This window comes from Klebsiella sp. JN_Kp127, from assembly GCF_040062505.1.
GTDB lineage: Bacteria > Pseudomonadota > Gammaproteobacteria > Enterobacterales > Enterobacteriaceae > Klebsiella > Klebsiella quasipneumoniae.
The window spans coordinates 21,809-36,942 of record NZ_JBEAHS010000031.1; the positions used below are offsets into that span (position 1 = coordinate 21,809).

A 15,134-nucleotide genomic window follows, 5' to 3' on the forward strand; every position below is an offset into this window, starting at 1 on the left:
GCATGCAAGAAAGTATCCAACTGGTCATCGATTCCGCGCCTTTTCTGCTGAAAGGCGCCGTCTTTACGCTGCAGCTGAGCATTGGCGGGATGTTTTTCGGCCTGGTGCTGGGCTTTATCCTGGCGCTGATGCGCATGTCGCCCCTCTGGCCGGTAAAATGGCTGGCGCGCATGTATATCTCCATTTTTCGCGGGACACCGCTTATCGCCCAGCTGTTCATGATCTACTACGGTTTGCCGCAGTTTGGCATTGAACTTGACCCGATCCCGGCGGCGATGATCGGCCTGTCGCTGAACACGGCGGCCTACGCGGCGGAAACCCTGCGCGCGGCCATCGCCTCGATTGACAAAGGGCAATGGGAAGCGGCGGCCAGTATCGGTATGACCCCGTGGCAGACAATGCGTCGGGCTATTTTACCCCAGGCGGCGCGGGTCGCTTTGCCGCCGCTCTCTAACAGTTTTATCAGCCTGGTAAAAGATACCTCGCTGGCGGCGACGATCCAGGTGCCGGAGCTGTTCCGTCAGGCGCAGCTTATCACCTCGCGTACGCTGGAGGTCTTCACCATGTATCTGGCAGCCTCTCTGATCTACTGGGTGATGGCGACGGTACTCTCCTCGCTGCAGAACTATTTTGAAAACCAGCTGAACCGCCAGGAGCGTGATCCGAAATGAGTGCGATTGAAGTAAAAAGCCTGGTGAAAAAATTCCATGGCCAGACGGTTCTCCACGGTATCGACCTGGAGGTGCAGGAAGGCGAAGTGGTGGCGATCATCGGTCCCAGCGGCTCGGGGAAGACTACCCTGCTGCGCAGCATTAATCTGCTGGAGCAACCGGAGAGTGGCACTATCCGCGTCGGCGATGTGACGATCGACGCCGGTCGCAGCCTCGGGCCGCAAAAAGGGCTTATTCGGCGGCTGCGCCAGCACGTGGGTTTTGTCTTCCAGAACTTTAACCTGTTTCCCCACCGGACGGTGCTGGAGAACATTATTGAAGGGCCGGTCATCGTAAAAGGCGAAGACAAGCAGGAGTCGATGGCGCGGGCGCGCGATCTGCTGGCGAAGGTAGGCCTCAGCGGCAAAGAGAACAGCTATCCGCGCCGCCTCTCCGGCGGTCAGCAGCAGCGGGTCGCCATTGCTCGCGCGCTGGCCATGCGTCCGGACGTGATCCTGTTTGATGAACCGACCTCGGCCCTTGATCCTGAGCTGGTAGGGGAGGTGCTCAATACCATCCGCCAGCTGGCGCAGGAGAAACGCACCATGGTTATCGTGACCCATGAAATGAGCTTCGCTCGCGACGTTGCCGATCGGGCGATTTTTATGGATCAGGGACGCATCGTTGAACAAGGCGAGGCCAAAGCGCTGTTCGCCTCGCCTCAGCAACCGCGTACCCGCCAGTTCCTCGAAAAATTCCTGATGCAGTAGAGCAGGCGCTGGCGCGGCGGCGCTCCATCGCGAGGGCCGCCGCGTTCAGCCCGCTTCCACGCCGGGGGAACGCCCCATCATCACATTTTCGTGCTATTGACTCCCCTGGCCGTATACACCGCTTCCCATCCCCCCGTGTAGGGTGTAGAAAATGAAGGGAGGGCCTTAGTTTCAGCGCAGCGAGCGGAAAAAAGGCAAGCCTTCAGGCTAATAAATGCGACAGCTACGATATTTTATACATATAAATAAGATTTATGTGTTAGTTTTCTGTATTTATAATAATGATTATCAATCAGGAGTTATTTGCACAGCTATGAGGGACAATGATTTTTTCAGCTGGCGGCGGGATATGCTGCATCAATTTCAGTCCATGGCCGCCGGTGAGGAGGTTTATAATCTCCTGCAACGAGAAACAGAAACGCTGGAATATGATTACTACACGCTTTGTGTGCGTCACCCGGTGCCTTTCACTCGCCCCCGCGTCACGTTTCAGTCGACCTATCCCCGCGCATGGATGTCTCATTACCAGGCAGAGAATTATTTCGCGATAGATCCCGTGTTACGCCCGGAGAATTTTATGCGTGGCCATCTGCCATGGGAAGATGGGCTGTTTCGCGATGCGCAGGCATTATGGGACGGGGCGCGCGACCATGGTTTGCAAAAAGGGGTGACACAGTGTCTGACGTTGCCGAATCATGCTCAGGGTTTTCTCTCCGTCTCCGCGAACAACCGTTTGCCGAACGCTTATCCTGATGATGAACTGGAGCTGCGTCTGCGAACGCTGACGGAGTTGAGCCTGTTGACGCTCTTGCGTCTGGAAGATGAGATGGTGATGCCGCCGGAGATGAAGTTCAGCCGGCGCGAACTGGAGATCCTCAAATGGACCGCGGAAGGAAAGACCTCGGCGGAGGTGGCGATGATTCTCTCGATTTCGGAAAATACGGTTAATTTCCATCAGAAGAATATGCAACGGAAATTTAACGCGCCGAATAAAACGCAAATTGCCTGTTACGCCGTGGCGACAGGGCTAATCTGAATGCGCCTGCCGTTCTGCGTGCCAGACGTGATACCGGCTGTCAGTCATACTTCCAGCCGGTACAAGATTACTGCCGGTATGCTTGTTTAATTTGCTTAACGGTGCTGGAGAATACGGCGGCCTGAGCCTCATCTTCCATCTGCGCGATCTGCTTTTCCATTTTAATAATCACGCGACCCGCGTCTGCCTGACCCATCGCCTGCAGCATTAGCGTCATCAGCGCTTTCAGGCAGGTGACTTCCTGCGCCAGTTCTTGATTATTTTCTGCAGTGGAAAAATCTGGTGTGCTCATCGATATCCTCGTTTGCTCGCTGCGCTATTGCGCCTGTCTGAATGTGAAGGCCGCGCAGTATACCACAAGCGACAGAAAAAAAAGGAGTGCTTAATTTCTGTTCTCTCATCTGAGTTGTGAATGATTTTATGCATCAGATAAGACGTAATAGCTGTCAGCAGCGCAATAATTTCCCCCAATTATTTAGCACGTTAATAATTGTTACATATTTTGCCTCGTATTTATGCGCTACGTAATCTGTTGTGTTTTTTGTGCCTTCTGTATGAGGATTGTTAAAAAATAAGCCTCGGGCAACTGATTGTTCGCAATGACTTTCCACTCAGTGTGCACAGACATTGCCATAAATGAGAGCCAAATCGAGGGGACGGCATTTTTTTGCCTTTTAAATTAGCAATAAAACCCGGTAATATGTGGGAGATAAAGTATCAGTAGCGTTATCCCTCATTCTGGAGATTATTCCTTTGATCAACGTTCTTCTTGTTGATGACCACGAACTGGTGCGCGCAGGGATACGACGCATTCTGGAAGATATAAAAGGGATTAAAGTCGCTGGCGAAGCCTGCTGCGGCGAAGACGCCGTCAAGTGGTGCCGGGCTAATTCCGCTGATGTCGTCCTGATGGACATGAACATGCCCGGGATCGGTGGTCTGGAAGCGACGCGCAAAATCGCGCGCTCGGTAGCGGGCACGAAAGTGATCATGTTGACCGTGCATACCGAGAATCCTTTACCTGCCAAGGTCATGCAGGCAGGGGCGGCAGGGTATCTCAGTAAGGGCGCTGCGCCACAGGAAGTGGTGAATGCGATTCGCTGCGTCGCGTCCGGGCAACGTTACATTGCCTCCGATATTGCGCAGCAAATGGCGTTAAGTCAGATTGAACCGGAAAAAACAGAATCGCCTTTTGCCAGTTTGTCTGAACGCGAATTGCAGATTATGCTGATGATCACCAAAGGTCAGAAGGTGAATGAGATCTCAGAGCAGCTGAATCTGAGTCCTAAAACGGTTAACAGCTATCGCTATCGGATGTTCAGCAAATTGAACATTCATGGCGATGTCGAGCTGACCCACCTGGCAATTCGCCATGGCCTGTGTAATGCGGAGTCGTTAGCAAGCCAGTGAGTGATGTTTTTGACGCAAAAGCTTTCCTGAAAACGGTAACCAGCCAGCCCGGTGTGTATCGGATGTATGATGCTGGCGGAACCGTCATCTATGTTGGCAAAGCCAAAGATTTGAAAAAGCGGCTCAGCAGCTACTTCCGCAGCAACCTCGCGTCGCGTAAAACGGAAGCGCTGGTGGCGCTGATCGCGCAAATCGACGTGACCGTCACCCATACCGAGACGGAAGCGCTGCTGCTTGAACACAACTATATCAAGCTGTACCAGCCGCGGTACAACGTGCTGTTGCGCGACGATAAGTCGTATCCTTTTATCTTCCTCAGCGGCGATACCCATCCGCGTCTGGCGATGCATCGTGGCGCCAAACATGCGAAGGGCGAGTATTTTGGTCCTTTTCCCAACGGCTATGCCGTGCGCGAGACCCTGGCGCTGCTGCAGAAAATCTTTCCCATCCGTCAGTGTGAAAACAGCGTTTACCGCAATCGCTCCCGTCCCTGTCTACAGTATCAGATTGGCCGCTGCCTGGGGCCGTGCGTGGCGGGGCTGGTCAGTGAAGACGAGTATGCTCAGCAGGTGGAGTATGTGCGGCTGTTTCTCGCCGGCAAAGATGATCAGGTGCTGACTCAGCTCATCGCGAGGATGGAGAAGGCGAGTCAGAACCTCGAGTTTGAAGAGGCGGCGCGCATTCGCGACCAGATTCAGGCCGTCCGCCGCGTGACGGAGAAACAGTTTGTCTCTAACACCGGCGATGATCTTGACGTGATCGGGGTTGCCTTCGATGCTGGAATGGCCTGCGTCCATGTGCTGTTTATCCGCCAGGGTAAAGTGCTGGGCAGCCGCAGCTACTTCCCGAAAGTGCCGGGCGGCACCGAGCTGGGCGAGGTCGTGGAGACCTTTGTCGGCCAGTTCTACCTGCAGGGCAGCCAGATGCGCACGCTGCCGGGAGAGATTTTGCTCGACTTCAACCTCGGGGATAAGACGCTGCTGGCCGAGTCGTTGTCGGAGCTGGCGGGGCGCCGAATTCATGTGCAGACTAAACCGCGCGGCGACCGGGCGCGTTACCTTAAGCTGGCGCGCACCAATGCCGCCGCGGCGTTAACCACGAAATTGTCTCAGCAATCGACCATTCATCAGCGTCTGCAGGCGCTGGCCACCGTGCTGGAGCTGCCGGCCGTGAAGCGGATGGAGTGCTTTGATATCAGCCACACCATGGGCGAACAGACCGTCGCCTCCTGCGTGGTATTTGACAGTAATGGCCCCCTGCGCGCGGAGTACCGGCGCTACAATATCGCCGGCATCACCCCGGGCGATGACTATGCGGCGATGAATCAGGTCCTGCGCCGTCGCTATGGTAAAGCGATTGATGACAACAAGATTCCGGATGTGATCCTGATAGACGGCGGCAAGGGGCAGCTGGCGCAGGCGAAAGCGGTGTTTGCCGAGCTGGACGTCCCCTGGGATAAACATCATCCGCTGCTGCTGGGCGTGGCGAAAGGTAGCGATCGTAAAGCCGGCCTGGAAACGTTATTCTTTGAACCAGAGGGCGAGGGGTTTAGCCTGCCGCCGGATTCGCCGGCCCTGCACGTGATCCAGCATATCCGCGATGAATCGCACGATCATGCGATCTCCGGACATCGCAAAAAACGGGCGAAAGTGAAGAGCACCAGCTCGCTTGAGACTATCGAGGGGGTGGGGCCGAAGCGTCGCCAGATGCTGCTGAAGTACATGGGGGGGCTGCAGGGGCTGCAGCAGGCCAGCGTCGAAGAAATTGCCAAAGTACCGGGCATCTCTCACGCTCTGGCAGAAAAGATCTTCTACTCGTTGAAACATTAGGGGCTCTGTAGCAACATAGGGCTAATTTTTACTTACAACAGATAGTTACCCGTCACTATGCAATTTAATATCCCTACGTTGCTTACTCTGTTCCGCGTCATCCTGATCCCGTTCTTTGTGCTGGCGTTTTATCTGCCCTTTAGCTGGGCGCCGTTTGCCTGCGCGCTGATTTTCTTTGTTGCCGCCGTGACTGACTGGTTTGATGGATTCCTCGCCCGTCGCTGGAACCAGAGTACCCGGTTCGGCGCCTTCCTCGATCCGGTGGCCGATAAAGTCATGGTGGCTATCGCCATGGTGCTGGTCGCTGAGCACTATCACACCTGGTGGGTCACGCTGCCGGCGGCGACGATGATTGCCCGGGAAATTATTATCTCCGCGCTGCGCGAGTGGATGGCGGAGCTGGGAAAACGCAGCAGCGTGGCGGTCTCGTGGATTGGCAAAGTGAAAACCACCGCACAGATGACTGCCCTGGTGTGGATGCTGTGGCGTCCTTATCCGTGGGTGGAATGGGCCGGGATCGCGCTTTTCCTCGTGGCGGCGGTGCTGACGCTGTGGTCGATGCTGCAATATTTGAACGCGGCGCGCGGCGATTTGCTTGATCAGTGATCGTTTCGCCGTTATTTTCAGCAAACGATGCAAAGTTGCGAAAAATACCGTTGACTCACCGCGAGAGATAAGTAGAATGCAACGCATCGAACGGCGGCACAGTCTTCCAGACGATAACAAAATCAAGTGATTAGCAAATAACTTGATGATGCGGGAATAGCTCAGTTGGTAGAGCACGACCTTGCCAAGGTCGGGGTCGCGAGTTCGAGTCTCGTTTCCCGCTCCAGATTAACAGCATCGGCAGTAGCGGGTGCTTCAGAATTAAAGGCGCGTTAGCAAAGCGGTTATGTAGCGGATTGCAAATCCGTCTAGTCCGGTTCGACTCCGGAACGCGCCTCCACTTTATATCCCGAGCCCGGATGGTGGAATCGGTAGACACAAGGGATTTAAAATCCCTCGGCGTTCGCGCTGTGTGGGTTCAAGTCCCACTCCGGGTACCATTGGGATAAAAGCAAAATAATCAAAGCAATAAGCAGTGTCGTGAAACCACCTACGGGTGGTTTTTTTGTTTTTAAACCCCGCTTTATCACGACATGTCATCCTGTTTTTCTTCTCCACCTTGTCCTGCACCCGAAACATTGTTACTGGCTAAGCCTGCGCCTGATGATACGGGATGCCGTTCTGACTCCGGGCAAGGAGAGGCCTGAAGTCATGGTCTGTGATCGGCACAGACCTCTGGCGTAGAGGCTTACCGTAGTGAAGCCGGTCCGGGTCGCGGCGGATAATAGGCTTAGCGGGTGGGGGATTATATGATCGGAACGATCTCGCTCCCCCAGGCCAGCAGGGGGAGGCAAGCGGGTACACAGCGAACCGGCGTTGAAACCGTCTCTATAGTTCGAGGTTGAAAGAAAGTACTTTCGATATAAATACCATCTCATCCGTAAGCGAGGGGAATTTGCCGGTAAATCTTTCTTCAGACTCAGGGGTAAAACGATATAGCGAATAATTCTCCCCGGACGCGATGCTCTCCAGCTGAAGGTGAGAGGGTTTCCGCAGTGAAAAAGCTAACAGATAAAAGTTCGTCGTGTGCTGAGCAAGTTCAGCGACTAATGCCGGGAGCGCCTTTGCAAGGTCGATCTCTTCTCTGCAGCAAATGACAAAAAGCTTGCCATCCGCGCTTTTTAATATGTTCCTGAGTCTCTTTACTGCCCGGAGGTAATACGCATAATCGGCTGGGGTGGTGGGATCGCGATGGGTGAAGATATCATTCAGGTTATATTTTTGTTTATATTTATTGTGGTGGGCGCCGGGCTCTTTGGACTGGCGATTTAATGAGCTATATTCGTTTTTGTCTAAAAAAGTCTGAAAATCGTCCCTCAGGCAATCGATGATCATCGCCGGGCAGGAAAAAATCCAGTCAAAAGGCAGAGAGGTTTTTTCAGATTAAATTTTTTCAGTGTCCACGACGTTAAACAATGGCTTCCTAATGACACAATGTGCTTCACAGCCCATTGTCCTTGAGTTTCAATCCCTGATACAGGATGTGGCGGGATACATACATTCTCGAATGCCATTCTGGATGGTGTTAATCGCTTGAACTCGTCACTGTTCATCAGCGATGCGTTAAGAAATTGTGCTGATTCTGCAAGCGACTTGTCAGAAATTGCATGGTAATAATTTTTAAGACCGTCAGGATCTGCGGGGCGACCCAGTAATGTTTTATACGTAGACTTTATTAACAATATTTTGAGATATTTTTTCTGGATGTCATCTGCCATTTTTTATCCGCTTGAAGCCATAGTGTTGCTTTATTTAATTGCTGCTTAAATATATAGCCATATAAATTGCGCGGGATTATGACAAGTTGATTTAAGATTGGCAATCCAGCAAAAAATAGCGACTGCAGGGCACGGCGTCGTTGAATATCCTCGGCAGAATCTGGTGGCTATCGATGACTGGGCTGACGGCGGCAATCTCGCGAACGGGATCACCACGTAGTGGGAAACAATCCATTGTCACCGGCAATCGCTCATTTGTCCCAGGACAAAACGAACTCTCCCTGCTACTATCGACCGGACACTTCATCCAGCCTGCCGGAGGCATCATGTTCACAGGGCTTTGCGCGTTTCCGCTGACGCCGCTGCATCAGCAAACTATCGATGAAAAAGCGTTTATTCGTCTTCTTGCTCGTCTTACCGATGCCGGAGTCGACTCCCTGGGCATCTTAGGCTCAACCGGCAGCTACGCCTATCTCAGTCGTGAACAGCGCAAGCGGGTGGTGCAGGTGGCGAAGGCGCATGCCGGGTCGACCCCGATGATGGTCGGCGTCGGCGCCATCGCCACCAGCGAGGTGCTCCGGCTGGTGGAGGATGCCCAGCAGGCCGGGGCGGATGCATTGCTCCTGCCGATGATGTCCTATCAGCCGCTCTTTGCGGAGGAGATCTACGCTTTTTACGAGGAGGTCTGCCGGCATGCCTCGGTGCCGGTTTGCCTGTATGACAACCCCCGTACCACCCACGTGACGTTATCGGATGAGCTGCAGGGGCAGATTGCTGCCTTACCGGCCATCGCCTCGATAAAAATTCCCGGTCTGCCCGCGCCGCAGGCGAGCGAACGGGTGGCGGCTCTGCGTCGTCATCTGCCTGGCGGCGTGACGCTTGGCGTTAGCGGTGACGTTCGCGCGACAGCGGGCTTGCAGGCCGGCTGCGAGGTCTGGTACTCGGTCTGCGGCGGCCTCTTTCCTCGTATCTCTCTGGCGCTGGTGAAAGCCATCCGTCACGGCGATGCGGCACAGGTGGCGGCGCTGAATAAGCAACTTGCGCCCCTCTGGCGGTGCTTTGACCGCTACGGCGGCAGCCTGCGGGTGGTCGCCGCCGCTGCGGCCATTCTGGGATTGTGTGATCCTGACTCGCTTCCCCGCCCCTTGCTGCCGTTAGGGGAGGAGGCCTGTCGCGACGTGGCGGCGGCGCTGCACGGGCTGGCCTGATTGTGTCGGGTCGACGCAGGCGCAATGGGCGCTGCCGGGTGGCTTTCTGTCGGCATTTCGGCTACTGTAGGCCCGATTTTTACCATGCGAGCCTGTGAATGAATACCGGACCTTTAAACGAAAACGAACTGGAATGGCTGGACGAGACGCTGGCGAAATACGCCACCGAAGGCGCTATTCTGGATGTCTCTGAACTGGATGGCCTGTTGACGGCGATCCTCTCGGCGCCCACCGCTATCGAACCCGCCCAGTGGCTGCTGGCTATCTGGGGTGGTGCCGATAATGTGCCACGCTGGGCCAACGACCGCGAGCGCGATCGCTTTGTCAATCTGACGCTGCAGCATATGAGCGATATCGCCGAACGGCTGGAGTCTTATCCCGATCAGTTCGAACCGCTGTTCGGCACCCGTGAAGCGGAAGGTCAGGAGCTGACCATCGTTGAAGAGTGGTGTTTTGGCTATCTGCGCGGCGTGGCGCTGAGCGACTGGTCGACGCTGCCTGCTGAACTTCAGCCTGAGCTGGAGGCGATTGCGCTCCACGGTAGCGAAGAACAGTTTTCCGCGCTGGATAATCTGACGGCGGATGAATTTATCGCCAGCATCGAGCGCATCACCCCGGCGGCGCTGGCGCTTTACCAGTACTGGATGGCGAATCCGCAGCCGGAGGTGGTCCCGCAGCCGGTAAGAAATGAGACGAAAGTCGGACGTAACGATCCCTGTCCGTGCGGCAGCGGTAAAAAGTATAAGCAGTGTTGCTTAGCGAAATGAAAAAGGGGCCAGCTGGCCCCTTTTTTATCCCACCGCCGGTAACAGCCCGGCGACGATGCAGAACTGGATCGCTACGATGCCGATCCCGCACAGCAGGACCAGCCACAGCGCCGGGGCGCCGCCGGCCACCCGCCAGGCCGCCTGCGGATGCAGTCGGCGGCTCTTCATGACCAGCATGGCCGGTAACATCAGGGCCAGCACGGCCAACGCCACCCCGGCGTAGCCCAGGGCCATGACGAAGCCGCGGGGATAGAACAGGGCGAACGCCAGCGGCGGCAGAAAGGTGATCATCCCGCTCTGCAGACGCCCGCTGACGCTGTTTTTGCGCTGAAACATATCGGCCAGATAATCAAACAGCCCGAGCGAGACGCCGAGGAAGGAGGTCGCCAGCGCAAGGTCGGCAAACAGGTGTACGGCCAGCTCCACGTGCGGTGACGCTACCACTTCGCGGATCGCCTCCAGCAGACCGTTCAGACCGGCATGTTGCGCCAGCAGGGCGGTAAAGGCCGGAGCGTCGATACTGCCCAGCGTCGCCAGCTGCCAGAAAATATAGGCCACCAGCGGAATAAAACTGCCGATAATAAACACCCGGCGCAGCTTACGGATATCGCCCCCCAGATAGCTGACGACGCTCGGCACGCTGCCGTGAAAGCCAAAAGAGGTAAAGATCACCGGAATGGCCGACAGCGCCAGGCCTTGCTCAACCGGCAGCGTGAGCAGGTTCACCTGATGAATGTGCGGCATCAGCAGAGCCAGCATAATCACCAGGAAGACGATTTTGGCGCTAAACAGGAAGCGATTAAACAGGTCGACCAGCGCGGTGCCAATGCACACCACCGCCCCGCCGAACAGGGTGAAGATCAGTACGCCGGCAGCCGGCGGCAGCTGCCAGTCCAGCCACTGGTTGAGGCTGGAAGCGAGTAATTCGCCGGCGCCACTGATGTAGGCCGCCGTGAGGGCATACAGCAGAAACAGCATGCAGAACCCGGTGATCCATTGTCCATAACGGCCCAGATAGCGCGCCGCCAGGGAACCGAGCCCCATATCGGCAGGGACATGCTGGTAGACTTCCAGCAGCAAAAGGGCGGTATAGCACATCAATGCCCACAGGGTGAAAAGTAAACCCAGCGTGACGGTAAAGCCGACGCCTGCGGCGGCCAATGGCATCGCCAACATACCTGCACCGATTGTGGTGCCGGCTACGATTAAAATACTGCCCAGAGTGCGGTTCTTCACGCTTTTCGCTATCCCTACAGCAAATCACAATAATTTATGCCGCGCAGAGTAGGGGATATTGCGTCTTTCGTCAAATCAGGGTTACAAGCTCTGTAATTAAAACTTTACAAGGTCGAAAGGATGAAAGCCTGCGCTGGCGCAAGGCGCGGGCCGTCGGTCTGGCCTAAGCTGGCGTTTTTTTCCGGAGGGGTTATGTCTTCTATTCATGGTCATGAAGTGCTGCAGATGATGCTGGCGTCGAAGGAGTGCTGGACGGTGGCTTCGCTGGAGGCGGCCATTCACCGTCGCTTTGGCGCAGAGGCGCGCTTTCACACCTGTTCGGCGGAAAATCTGAGCGCTGCGGAGCTGGTGGCGTTTTTAGAGCAGAAAGGCAAATTTATTGCCAGAGAGGCAGGATTTACCACCGCAGAAAACAAGATTTGTCAGCATTGAAAATGCCGCGACGGAGAAGCGTCGCGGCGCGGGCAATTAATTCTGCGTATCGAGGGTGGCCAGCTCTTTGTCGATAAAGTACAGACCTTCACCGCTTTTCCCGGCGAGGGTCAGTTTATCAATTACCGATTTAAATAATTTCTCTTCTTCATGCTGTTCGGCGACATACCACTGCAGGAAATTAAAGGTCGGGTAATCCTGACTGGTCATAGCCGCGTGCGCCAGTTCATTAATTTTTTGCGTGATCAGCTGCTCGTGCTCATAGGTCTGGCGGAACAGTTCATCCAGTGACGCATACTCGGCAAACGGGGAGGCGATAGCGTTGATGCGCGGCAGGCTGCCGGTGTCGGTCAGGTAGTCGAACAGGCGCTGCATATGGGTCATCTCTTCCTGGGCATGGCGACGCAGGAAGGCCGCAGCCCCTTCAAAACTATGATAACTGCACCAGGCGCTCATCTGCTGATAAAGAAGAGAAGAATAGAGTTCAAGATTCATCTGTTCATTCAGTTTGTCGATCATTTCCGTTTTCAGCATCGTCGCGCTCCTGGAATTAAAATATAGATGTTATCGGCTGCCACTATAATTTGTTATTTAATTATTTGCAAAAAGTAAATTTAAAAAGATTTTATTTAAAATGCTAATGGGAATAACACGCATTGGCAGTTTAATAATAAATGAGAATGGTTTTAATTTATTATTAGTTTTTTGCGGAGGCGAAATGACTGCCTCTGCGGATTGCGAGGCGGGGAGCGCCAGGCGGAGTCGTCCTGATGAGGAGGCGACACGCTAACCTGAGCGACAGAGGCGGCGAAAGTGTGAAGCGATGCGTAATTTTTAAAACAACTTTTCATAAAATTTGAAAGTTTGTTTTCCAGGTAGTAGAGTGCAGTCAACGCCAATGACATTCTGCGGGCAGGCCCGCACAGCATTCAGGAGAGTAAACCATGAAGATTGCACTGATGATGGAGAACAGCCAGGCGAACAAAAACGCCATCATCCTCAAGGAGCTTAACGCGGTTGCCGACGAAAAAGGATTTCCGGTCTATAACGTCGGTATGAGCGATGAGAACGATCATCATCTGACCTATATTCACCTCGGGATCATGGCCAGCATCCTGCTGAATTCGAAGGCGGTCGACTTCGTGGTCACCGGATGCGGTACCGGCCAGGGAGCGCTGATGTCGCTGAACATCCATCCTGGCGTGGTCTGCGGCTACTGTATCGACCCGGCGGATGCGTTCCTGTTTGCCCAGATCAACAATGGTAACGCGCTGTCGCTGCCGTTTGCCAAAGGTTTCGGCTGGGGCGCCGAGCTGAACGTGCGGTTTATCTTTGAAAAAGCCTTTACCGGTCGTAACGGCGAAGGCTATCCGCCGGAGCGCAAAGAACCGCAGGTGCGTAATGCCGGGATCCTCAACCAGGTCAAAGCGGCGGTAGTCAAAGAAAATTATCTCGATACCCTGCGCGCCATCGATCCGGAACTGGTGAAAACCGCCGTCTCTGGCCCTCGCTTCCAGCAGTGCTTCTTCGAAAACTGCCAGGATAAAGCGATCGAAGCGTTTGTCCGCCAGATCGTCGGGTAATCGTTATCAGGGCCAGCGCCGCTGGCCCTTCCATCCTCTACGATTTCTTCGCCGACACGCTGCTGCCTGCCGTTTTGGCCAGATGCAGGCTGTCGATCATCCCCACCAGACAAATCACCGCGATAAACACAAACGCCAGGCGAAAGCTGATCCCCGGTACGGCGGAAAGGTGCAGCCAGTCGCCGACCTGTTCACCCAGGCGAATGCCGATTGCCCCAAGCGTGATCCCCAGCCCCACCGCCAGCTGCGACGCGGTACTGAACAGAGTATTGGCATCGCTCATCTGCGCGGCGGGGACATCGGCAAAGGCCAGCGTGCTCACGCCCGTGAACTGGACTGAGCGAAACACCCCGCCGAGATAAAGGATCAGCATGATCGCCCAGACCGGAGTTTGCGGCGTGAGCAGCGCGCAGGCCAGCAGCGAACAGACGTTCAGCGCGCCGTTGATCAACAGCAGGCGACGAAAACCCAGCCAGCGGATCAGCGGCGTGGTGGCGGGTTTAATCGTTAAATTGCCGACAAATACCGCCAGCACCAGCAGACCGGAGTGAAAGGGATCCATGCCGAACCCCACCTGAAACAGCAGCGGCAGGAGAAAGGGGACCGCGCTGATGGAGGCCCGGAACAGCGAGCCGCCGTACATCGTCACGCGGAACGTCGGCACCTGCAACGCCGTCAGACGAACCATAGGCGCTGTCGCCCGGCGGAAGTGGCGGATAGCATACGCCAGACAGCCGAAGCCAAGCGCGGCGAGGGCCAGCGTCGGCCAGATCTGCGGCTGACGATCGCCGAGCCGTTCCATCGCCGTGACCAGGCTGACCATCGCCACCGCGGTCGTGATAAACCCTGTCATATCAAAGGCGCGCCGCTCTGCTTCGCGGATATCAGGAATGATGCGCAGCGACAGGATAATCGCCGCGACGCCCAGCGGGACATTGATAAAGAAGATCCAGTGCCAGCTGGCGTAGCGGGTAATAAAGCCTCCCAAAGGCGGGCCGATAATAGGGGCCACCAGCGCCGGCCAGGTGAGGGTGGCGATGGCCTTTATCAGCAGGTGTTTCGGCGTGGTGCGCAGTACCGCCAGACGACCGACGGGGACCATCAGCGCGCCGCCGATCCCCTGCAGGATACGCATGGCGACAAAGATATGCATCTCGCTGGAGAGGCCGCAAAAGATCGAAGCAAGGGTAAAAATGGCCAGGGCGAGGGTGAAGATAGCCCGGGCGCCGAAGCGATCGGCGATCCAGCCGCTGGCGGGGATCAGCACCGCGAGGGTAATCAGATAGGCGCTGATGCCGATATTCAGCTCGACGGCGGTAACGCCAAAATCTCTCGCCATGTCGGGCAGGGCGGTAGCGATCACCGTCCCGTCGAGAAACTCCATAAAAAAGGCGCCAGCCACCAGCAGCGCCGGAGCTGAAAAAGCACGTTCGTTCCCGGAAGAGATCGCGGTATTCATGTTGTCGCTGCCATTAAGGGGATCCTCGGCAAAGCGGCAGCAAAGGTGCCGCCAGCCACTCGGGTGGCGAAAAAAACCTGCCACGGCAGGTTTTATTATCGTTAACGATTTAGGGTACTATTACGCTCCTGAAAAAAGGAGTAATTAATGTCTCAACATCTTACCGAACACGACGAGCTGGTTTCCGATGTGGTTGCCTGCCAGCTGGTTATCAAGCAGATCCTCGACGTGATTGACGTCATCGCGCCGGTGGAAGTGCGTGAAAAAATGACCAGTCAGCTGAAAGCCATCGACTTCGCCAGCCACCCGGTCTCTGCCGATCCGGTGACGCTTCGCGCGGTGCAAAAAGCGATTGCCCTGATTGAGCTGAAGTTTACCCCGCAGGAAGAAACGCATTAATAACCGGCCCCGCGGGTGACCGACGGGGCCT

The 15,134-nt window shown here is 55.5% G+C and carries 17 protein-coding genes, 3 tRNA genes and 1 pseudogene; 14 read left to right on the forward strand and 7 right to left on the reverse strand.

The features are described from left to right. The first annotated feature begins 2 nt into the window (after window positions 1–2). The 3 genes from tcyL (at window position 3) to sdiA (ending at window position 2,456) form a co-directional block, all read left to right on the forward strand. The gene (tcyL, locus tag ABLV04_RS08515; protein WP_008804215.1) at window positions 3–671 is read left to right on the forward strand and encodes a cystine ABC transporter permease; all 669 of its coding nucleotides are present in this window, start codon (window positions 3–5) and stop codon (window positions 669–671) included. Further along, window positions 668–1,420, forward strand: coding sequence for an L-cystine ABC transporter ATP-binding protein TcyN (tcyN, locus tag ABLV04_RS08520; RefSeq protein WP_004203465.1), 753 nt, complete (start codon window positions 668–670; stop codon window positions 1,418–1,420). The genes tcyL and tcyN overlap by 4 nt, the downstream gene beginning before the upstream one ends. A gap of 313 nt (window positions 1,421–1,733) precedes the next feature. Then, window positions 1,734–2,456: a transcriptional regulator SdiA gene (sdiA, locus tag ABLV04_RS08525; RefSeq protein WP_023290280.1), complete on the forward strand. Its 723-nt coding sequence runs from the start codon at window positions 1,734–1,736 to the stop codon at window positions 2,454–2,456. Between the two features lie 67 nt (window positions 2,457–2,523). Here the strand turns inward: sdiA and ABLV04_RS08530 are convergent, their stop codons facing one another. After that, complete coding sequence (locus tag ABLV04_RS08530; RefSeq protein ID WP_032453405.1) at window positions 2,524–2,748, reverse strand: DUF2594 family protein; 225 nt, start codon at window positions 2,746–2,748, stop codon at window positions 2,524–2,526. Window positions 2,749–3,209: 461 nt separating this feature from the next. On the opposite strand from ABLV04_RS08530, the gene uvrY reads away from it, so the two are divergent. The 6 genes from uvrY (at window position 3,210) to ABLV04_RS08560 (ending at window position 6,741) form a co-directional block, all read left to right on the forward strand. Next, window positions 3,210–3,866, forward strand: a complete 657-nt coding sequence (uvrY, locus tag ABLV04_RS08535) for a UvrY/SirA/GacA family response regulator transcription factor (protein WP_002911539.1) — start codon at window positions 3,210–3,212, stop codon at window positions 3,864–3,866. After that, window positions 3,863–5,695: an excinuclease ABC subunit UvrC gene (gene uvrC / locus ABLV04_RS08540; protein ID WP_348815598.1), complete on the forward strand. Its 1,833-nt coding sequence runs from the start codon at window positions 3,863–3,865 to the stop codon at window positions 5,693–5,695. The genes uvrY and uvrC overlap by 4 nt, the downstream gene beginning before the upstream one ends. A 57-nt stretch (window positions 5,696–5,752) precedes the next feature. Continuing rightward, window positions 5,753–6,301: a CDP-diacylglycerol--glycerol-3-phosphate 3-phosphatidyltransferase gene (pgsA, locus tag ABLV04_RS08545; RefSeq protein ID WP_004141115.1), complete on the forward strand. Its 549-nt coding sequence runs from the start codon at window positions 5,753–5,755 to the stop codon at window positions 6,299–6,301. A 150-nt stretch (window positions 6,302–6,451) separates the two neighbouring features. After that, window positions 6,452–6,527, forward strand: a tRNA-Gly gene (locus tag ABLV04_RS08550). 40 nt (window positions 6,528–6,567) lie between these two features. Then, window positions 6,568–6,641: transfer RNA gene (locus ABLV04_RS08555), tRNA-Cys, on the forward strand. A gap of 13 nt (window positions 6,642–6,654) precedes the next feature. Next, window positions 6,655–6,741, forward strand: a tRNA-Leu gene (locus tag ABLV04_RS08560). Between the two features lie 388 nt (window positions 6,742–7,129). Here ABLV04_RS08560 and ABLV04_RS08565 read toward each other — a convergent pair. Beyond that, complete coding sequence (locus ABLV04_RS08565; protein WP_348815599.1) at window positions 7,130–7,636, reverse strand: hypothetical protein; 507 nt, start codon at window positions 7,634–7,636, stop codon at window positions 7,130–7,132. After that, window positions 7,633–8,019 carry a hypothetical protein gene (locus tag ABLV04_RS08570; protein WP_348815601.1) on the reverse strand — a complete coding sequence of 129 codons (387 nt, stop codon included), beginning with the start codon at window positions 8,017–8,019 and terminating at the stop codon, window positions 7,633–7,635. The genes ABLV04_RS08565 and ABLV04_RS08570 overlap by 4 nt, the downstream gene beginning before the upstream one ends. A 326-nt stretch (window positions 8,020–8,345) precedes the next feature. On the opposite strand from ABLV04_RS08570, the gene ABLV04_RS08575 reads away from it, so the two are divergent. After that, window positions 8,346–9,227: a dihydrodipicolinate synthase family protein gene (locus ABLV04_RS08575; protein ID WP_064154388.1), complete on the forward strand. Its 882-nt coding sequence runs from the start codon at window positions 8,346–8,348 to the stop codon at window positions 9,225–9,227. A gap of 98 nt (window positions 9,228–9,325) precedes the next feature. Then, window positions 9,326–9,994, forward strand: coding sequence for a YecA family protein (locus tag ABLV04_RS08580; protein ID WP_004203454.1), 669 nt, complete (start codon window positions 9,326–9,328; stop codon window positions 9,992–9,994). Window positions 9,995–10,018: 24 nt separating this feature from the next. On the opposite strand, the gene tyrP is transcribed toward ABLV04_RS08580, so the two are convergent. After that, complete coding sequence (gene tyrP, locus ABLV04_RS08585; RefSeq protein ID WP_101867068.1) at window positions 10,019–11,230, reverse strand: tyrosine transporter TyrP; 1,212 nt, start codon at window positions 11,228–11,230, stop codon at window positions 10,019–10,021. 192 nt (window positions 11,231–11,422) lie between these two features. On the opposite strand from tyrP, the gene ABLV04_RS08590 reads away from it, so the two are divergent. Next, the gene (locus ABLV04_RS08590; RefSeq protein WP_023290274.1) at window positions 11,423–11,662 is read left to right on the forward strand and encodes a YecH family metal-binding protein; all 240 of its coding nucleotides are present in this window, start codon (window positions 11,423–11,425) and stop codon (window positions 11,660–11,662) included. 36 nt (window positions 11,663–11,698) lie between these two features. Here ABLV04_RS08590 and ftnA read toward each other — a convergent pair whose 3' ends face one another. Together ftnA and ABLV04_RS08600 are read right to left on the reverse strand one after the other, a co-directional pair. Further along, window positions 11,699–12,196 (reverse strand): non-heme ferritin, encoded by a 498-nt coding sequence (ftnA, locus tag ABLV04_RS08595; protein ID WP_004203451.1) that lies wholly within the window; start codon window positions 12,194–12,196, stop codon window positions 11,699–11,701. A gap of 57 nt (window positions 12,197–12,253) precedes the next feature. Then, window positions 12,254–12,361, reverse strand: a pseudogene (locus tag ABLV04_RS08600) (hypothetical protein); the annotation flags it as partial. A gap of 245 nt (window positions 12,362–12,606) precedes the next feature. Between ABLV04_RS08600 and ABLV04_RS08605 the strand changes: the two are divergent. Beyond that, a complete protein-coding gene (locus ABLV04_RS08605; RefSeq protein ID WP_023290273.1) occupies window positions 12,607–13,245 on the forward strand; it encodes an RpiB/LacA/LacB family sugar-phosphate isomerase in 639 nt (212 codons plus the stop codon). 37 nt (window positions 13,246–13,282) lie between these two features. On the opposite strand, the gene ABLV04_RS08610 is transcribed toward ABLV04_RS08605, so the two are convergent. Next, a complete protein-coding gene (locus ABLV04_RS08610) occupies window positions 13,283–14,704 on the reverse strand; it encodes an MFS transporter (RefSeq protein WP_032453401.1) in 1,422 nt (473 codons plus the stop codon). A 147-nt stretch (window positions 14,705–14,851) separates the two neighbouring features. Here ABLV04_RS08610 and ABLV04_RS08615 point away from each other — a divergent pair, with 147 nt between their 5' ends. Beyond that, window positions 14,852–15,103 carry a DUF2766 family protein gene (locus ABLV04_RS08615; RefSeq protein WP_023290271.1) on the forward strand — a complete coding sequence of 84 codons (252 nt, stop codon included), beginning with the start codon at window positions 14,852–14,854 and terminating at the stop codon, window positions 15,101–15,103. The last annotated feature ends 31 nt before the right edge of the window (window positions 15,104–15,134 follow it).

Bases quoted from the DNA above. Each gene is read 5' to 3' on its own strand.
- tcyL (WP_008804215.1), top strand. From the start codon at position 3: ATGCAAGAAAGTATCCAACTGGTCATCGATTCCGCGCCTTTTCTGCTG.
- tcyN (WP_004203465.1), top strand. From the start codon at position 668: ATGAGTGCGATTGAAGTAAAAAGCCTGGTGAAAAAATTCCATGGCCAG.
- sdiA (WP_023290280.1), top strand. From the start codon at position 1,734: ATGAGGGACAATGATTTTTTCAGCTGGCGGCGGGATATGCTGCATCAA.
- ABLV04_RS08530 (WP_032453405.1), bottom strand. From the start codon at position 2,748: ATGAGCACACCAGATTTTTCCACTGCAGAAAATAATCAAGAACTGGCG.
- pgsA (WP_004141115.1), top strand. From the start codon at position 5,753: ATGCAATTTAATATCCCTACGTTGCTTACTCTGTTCCGCGTCATCCTG.
- ABLV04_RS08565 (WP_348815599.1), bottom strand. From the start codon at position 7,636: ATGATCATCGATTGCCTGAGGGACGATTTTCAGACTTTTTTAGACAAA.
- ABLV04_RS08570 (WP_348815601.1), bottom strand. From the start codon at position 8,019: ATGGCAGATGACATCCAGAAAAAATATCTCAAAATATTGTTAATAAAG.
- ABLV04_RS08575 (WP_064154388.1), top strand. From the start codon at position 8,346: ATGTTCACAGGGCTTTGCGCGTTTCCGCTGACGCCGCTGCATCAGCAA.
- ABLV04_RS08580 (WP_004203454.1), top strand. From the start codon at position 9,326: ATGAATACCGGACCTTTAAACGAAAACGAACTGGAATGGCTGGACGAG.
- ABLV04_RS08590 (WP_023290274.1), top strand. From the start codon at position 11,423: ATGTCTTCTATTCATGGTCATGAAGTGCTGCAGATGATGCTGGCGTCG.
- ftnA (WP_004203451.1), bottom strand. From the start codon at position 12,196: ATGCTGAAAACGGAAATGATCGACAAACTGAATGAACAGATGAATCTT.
- ABLV04_RS08605 (WP_023290273.1), top strand. From the start codon at position 12,607: ATGAAGATTGCACTGATGATGGAGAACAGCCAGGCGAACAAAAACGCC.
- ABLV04_RS08610 (WP_032453401.1), bottom strand. From the start codon at position 14,704: ATGAATACCGCGATCTCTTCCGGGAACGAACGTGCTTTTTCAGCTCCG.
- ABLV04_RS08615 (WP_023290271.1), top strand. From the start codon at position 14,852: ATGTCTCAACATCTTACCGAACACGACGAGCTGGTTTCCGATGTGGTT.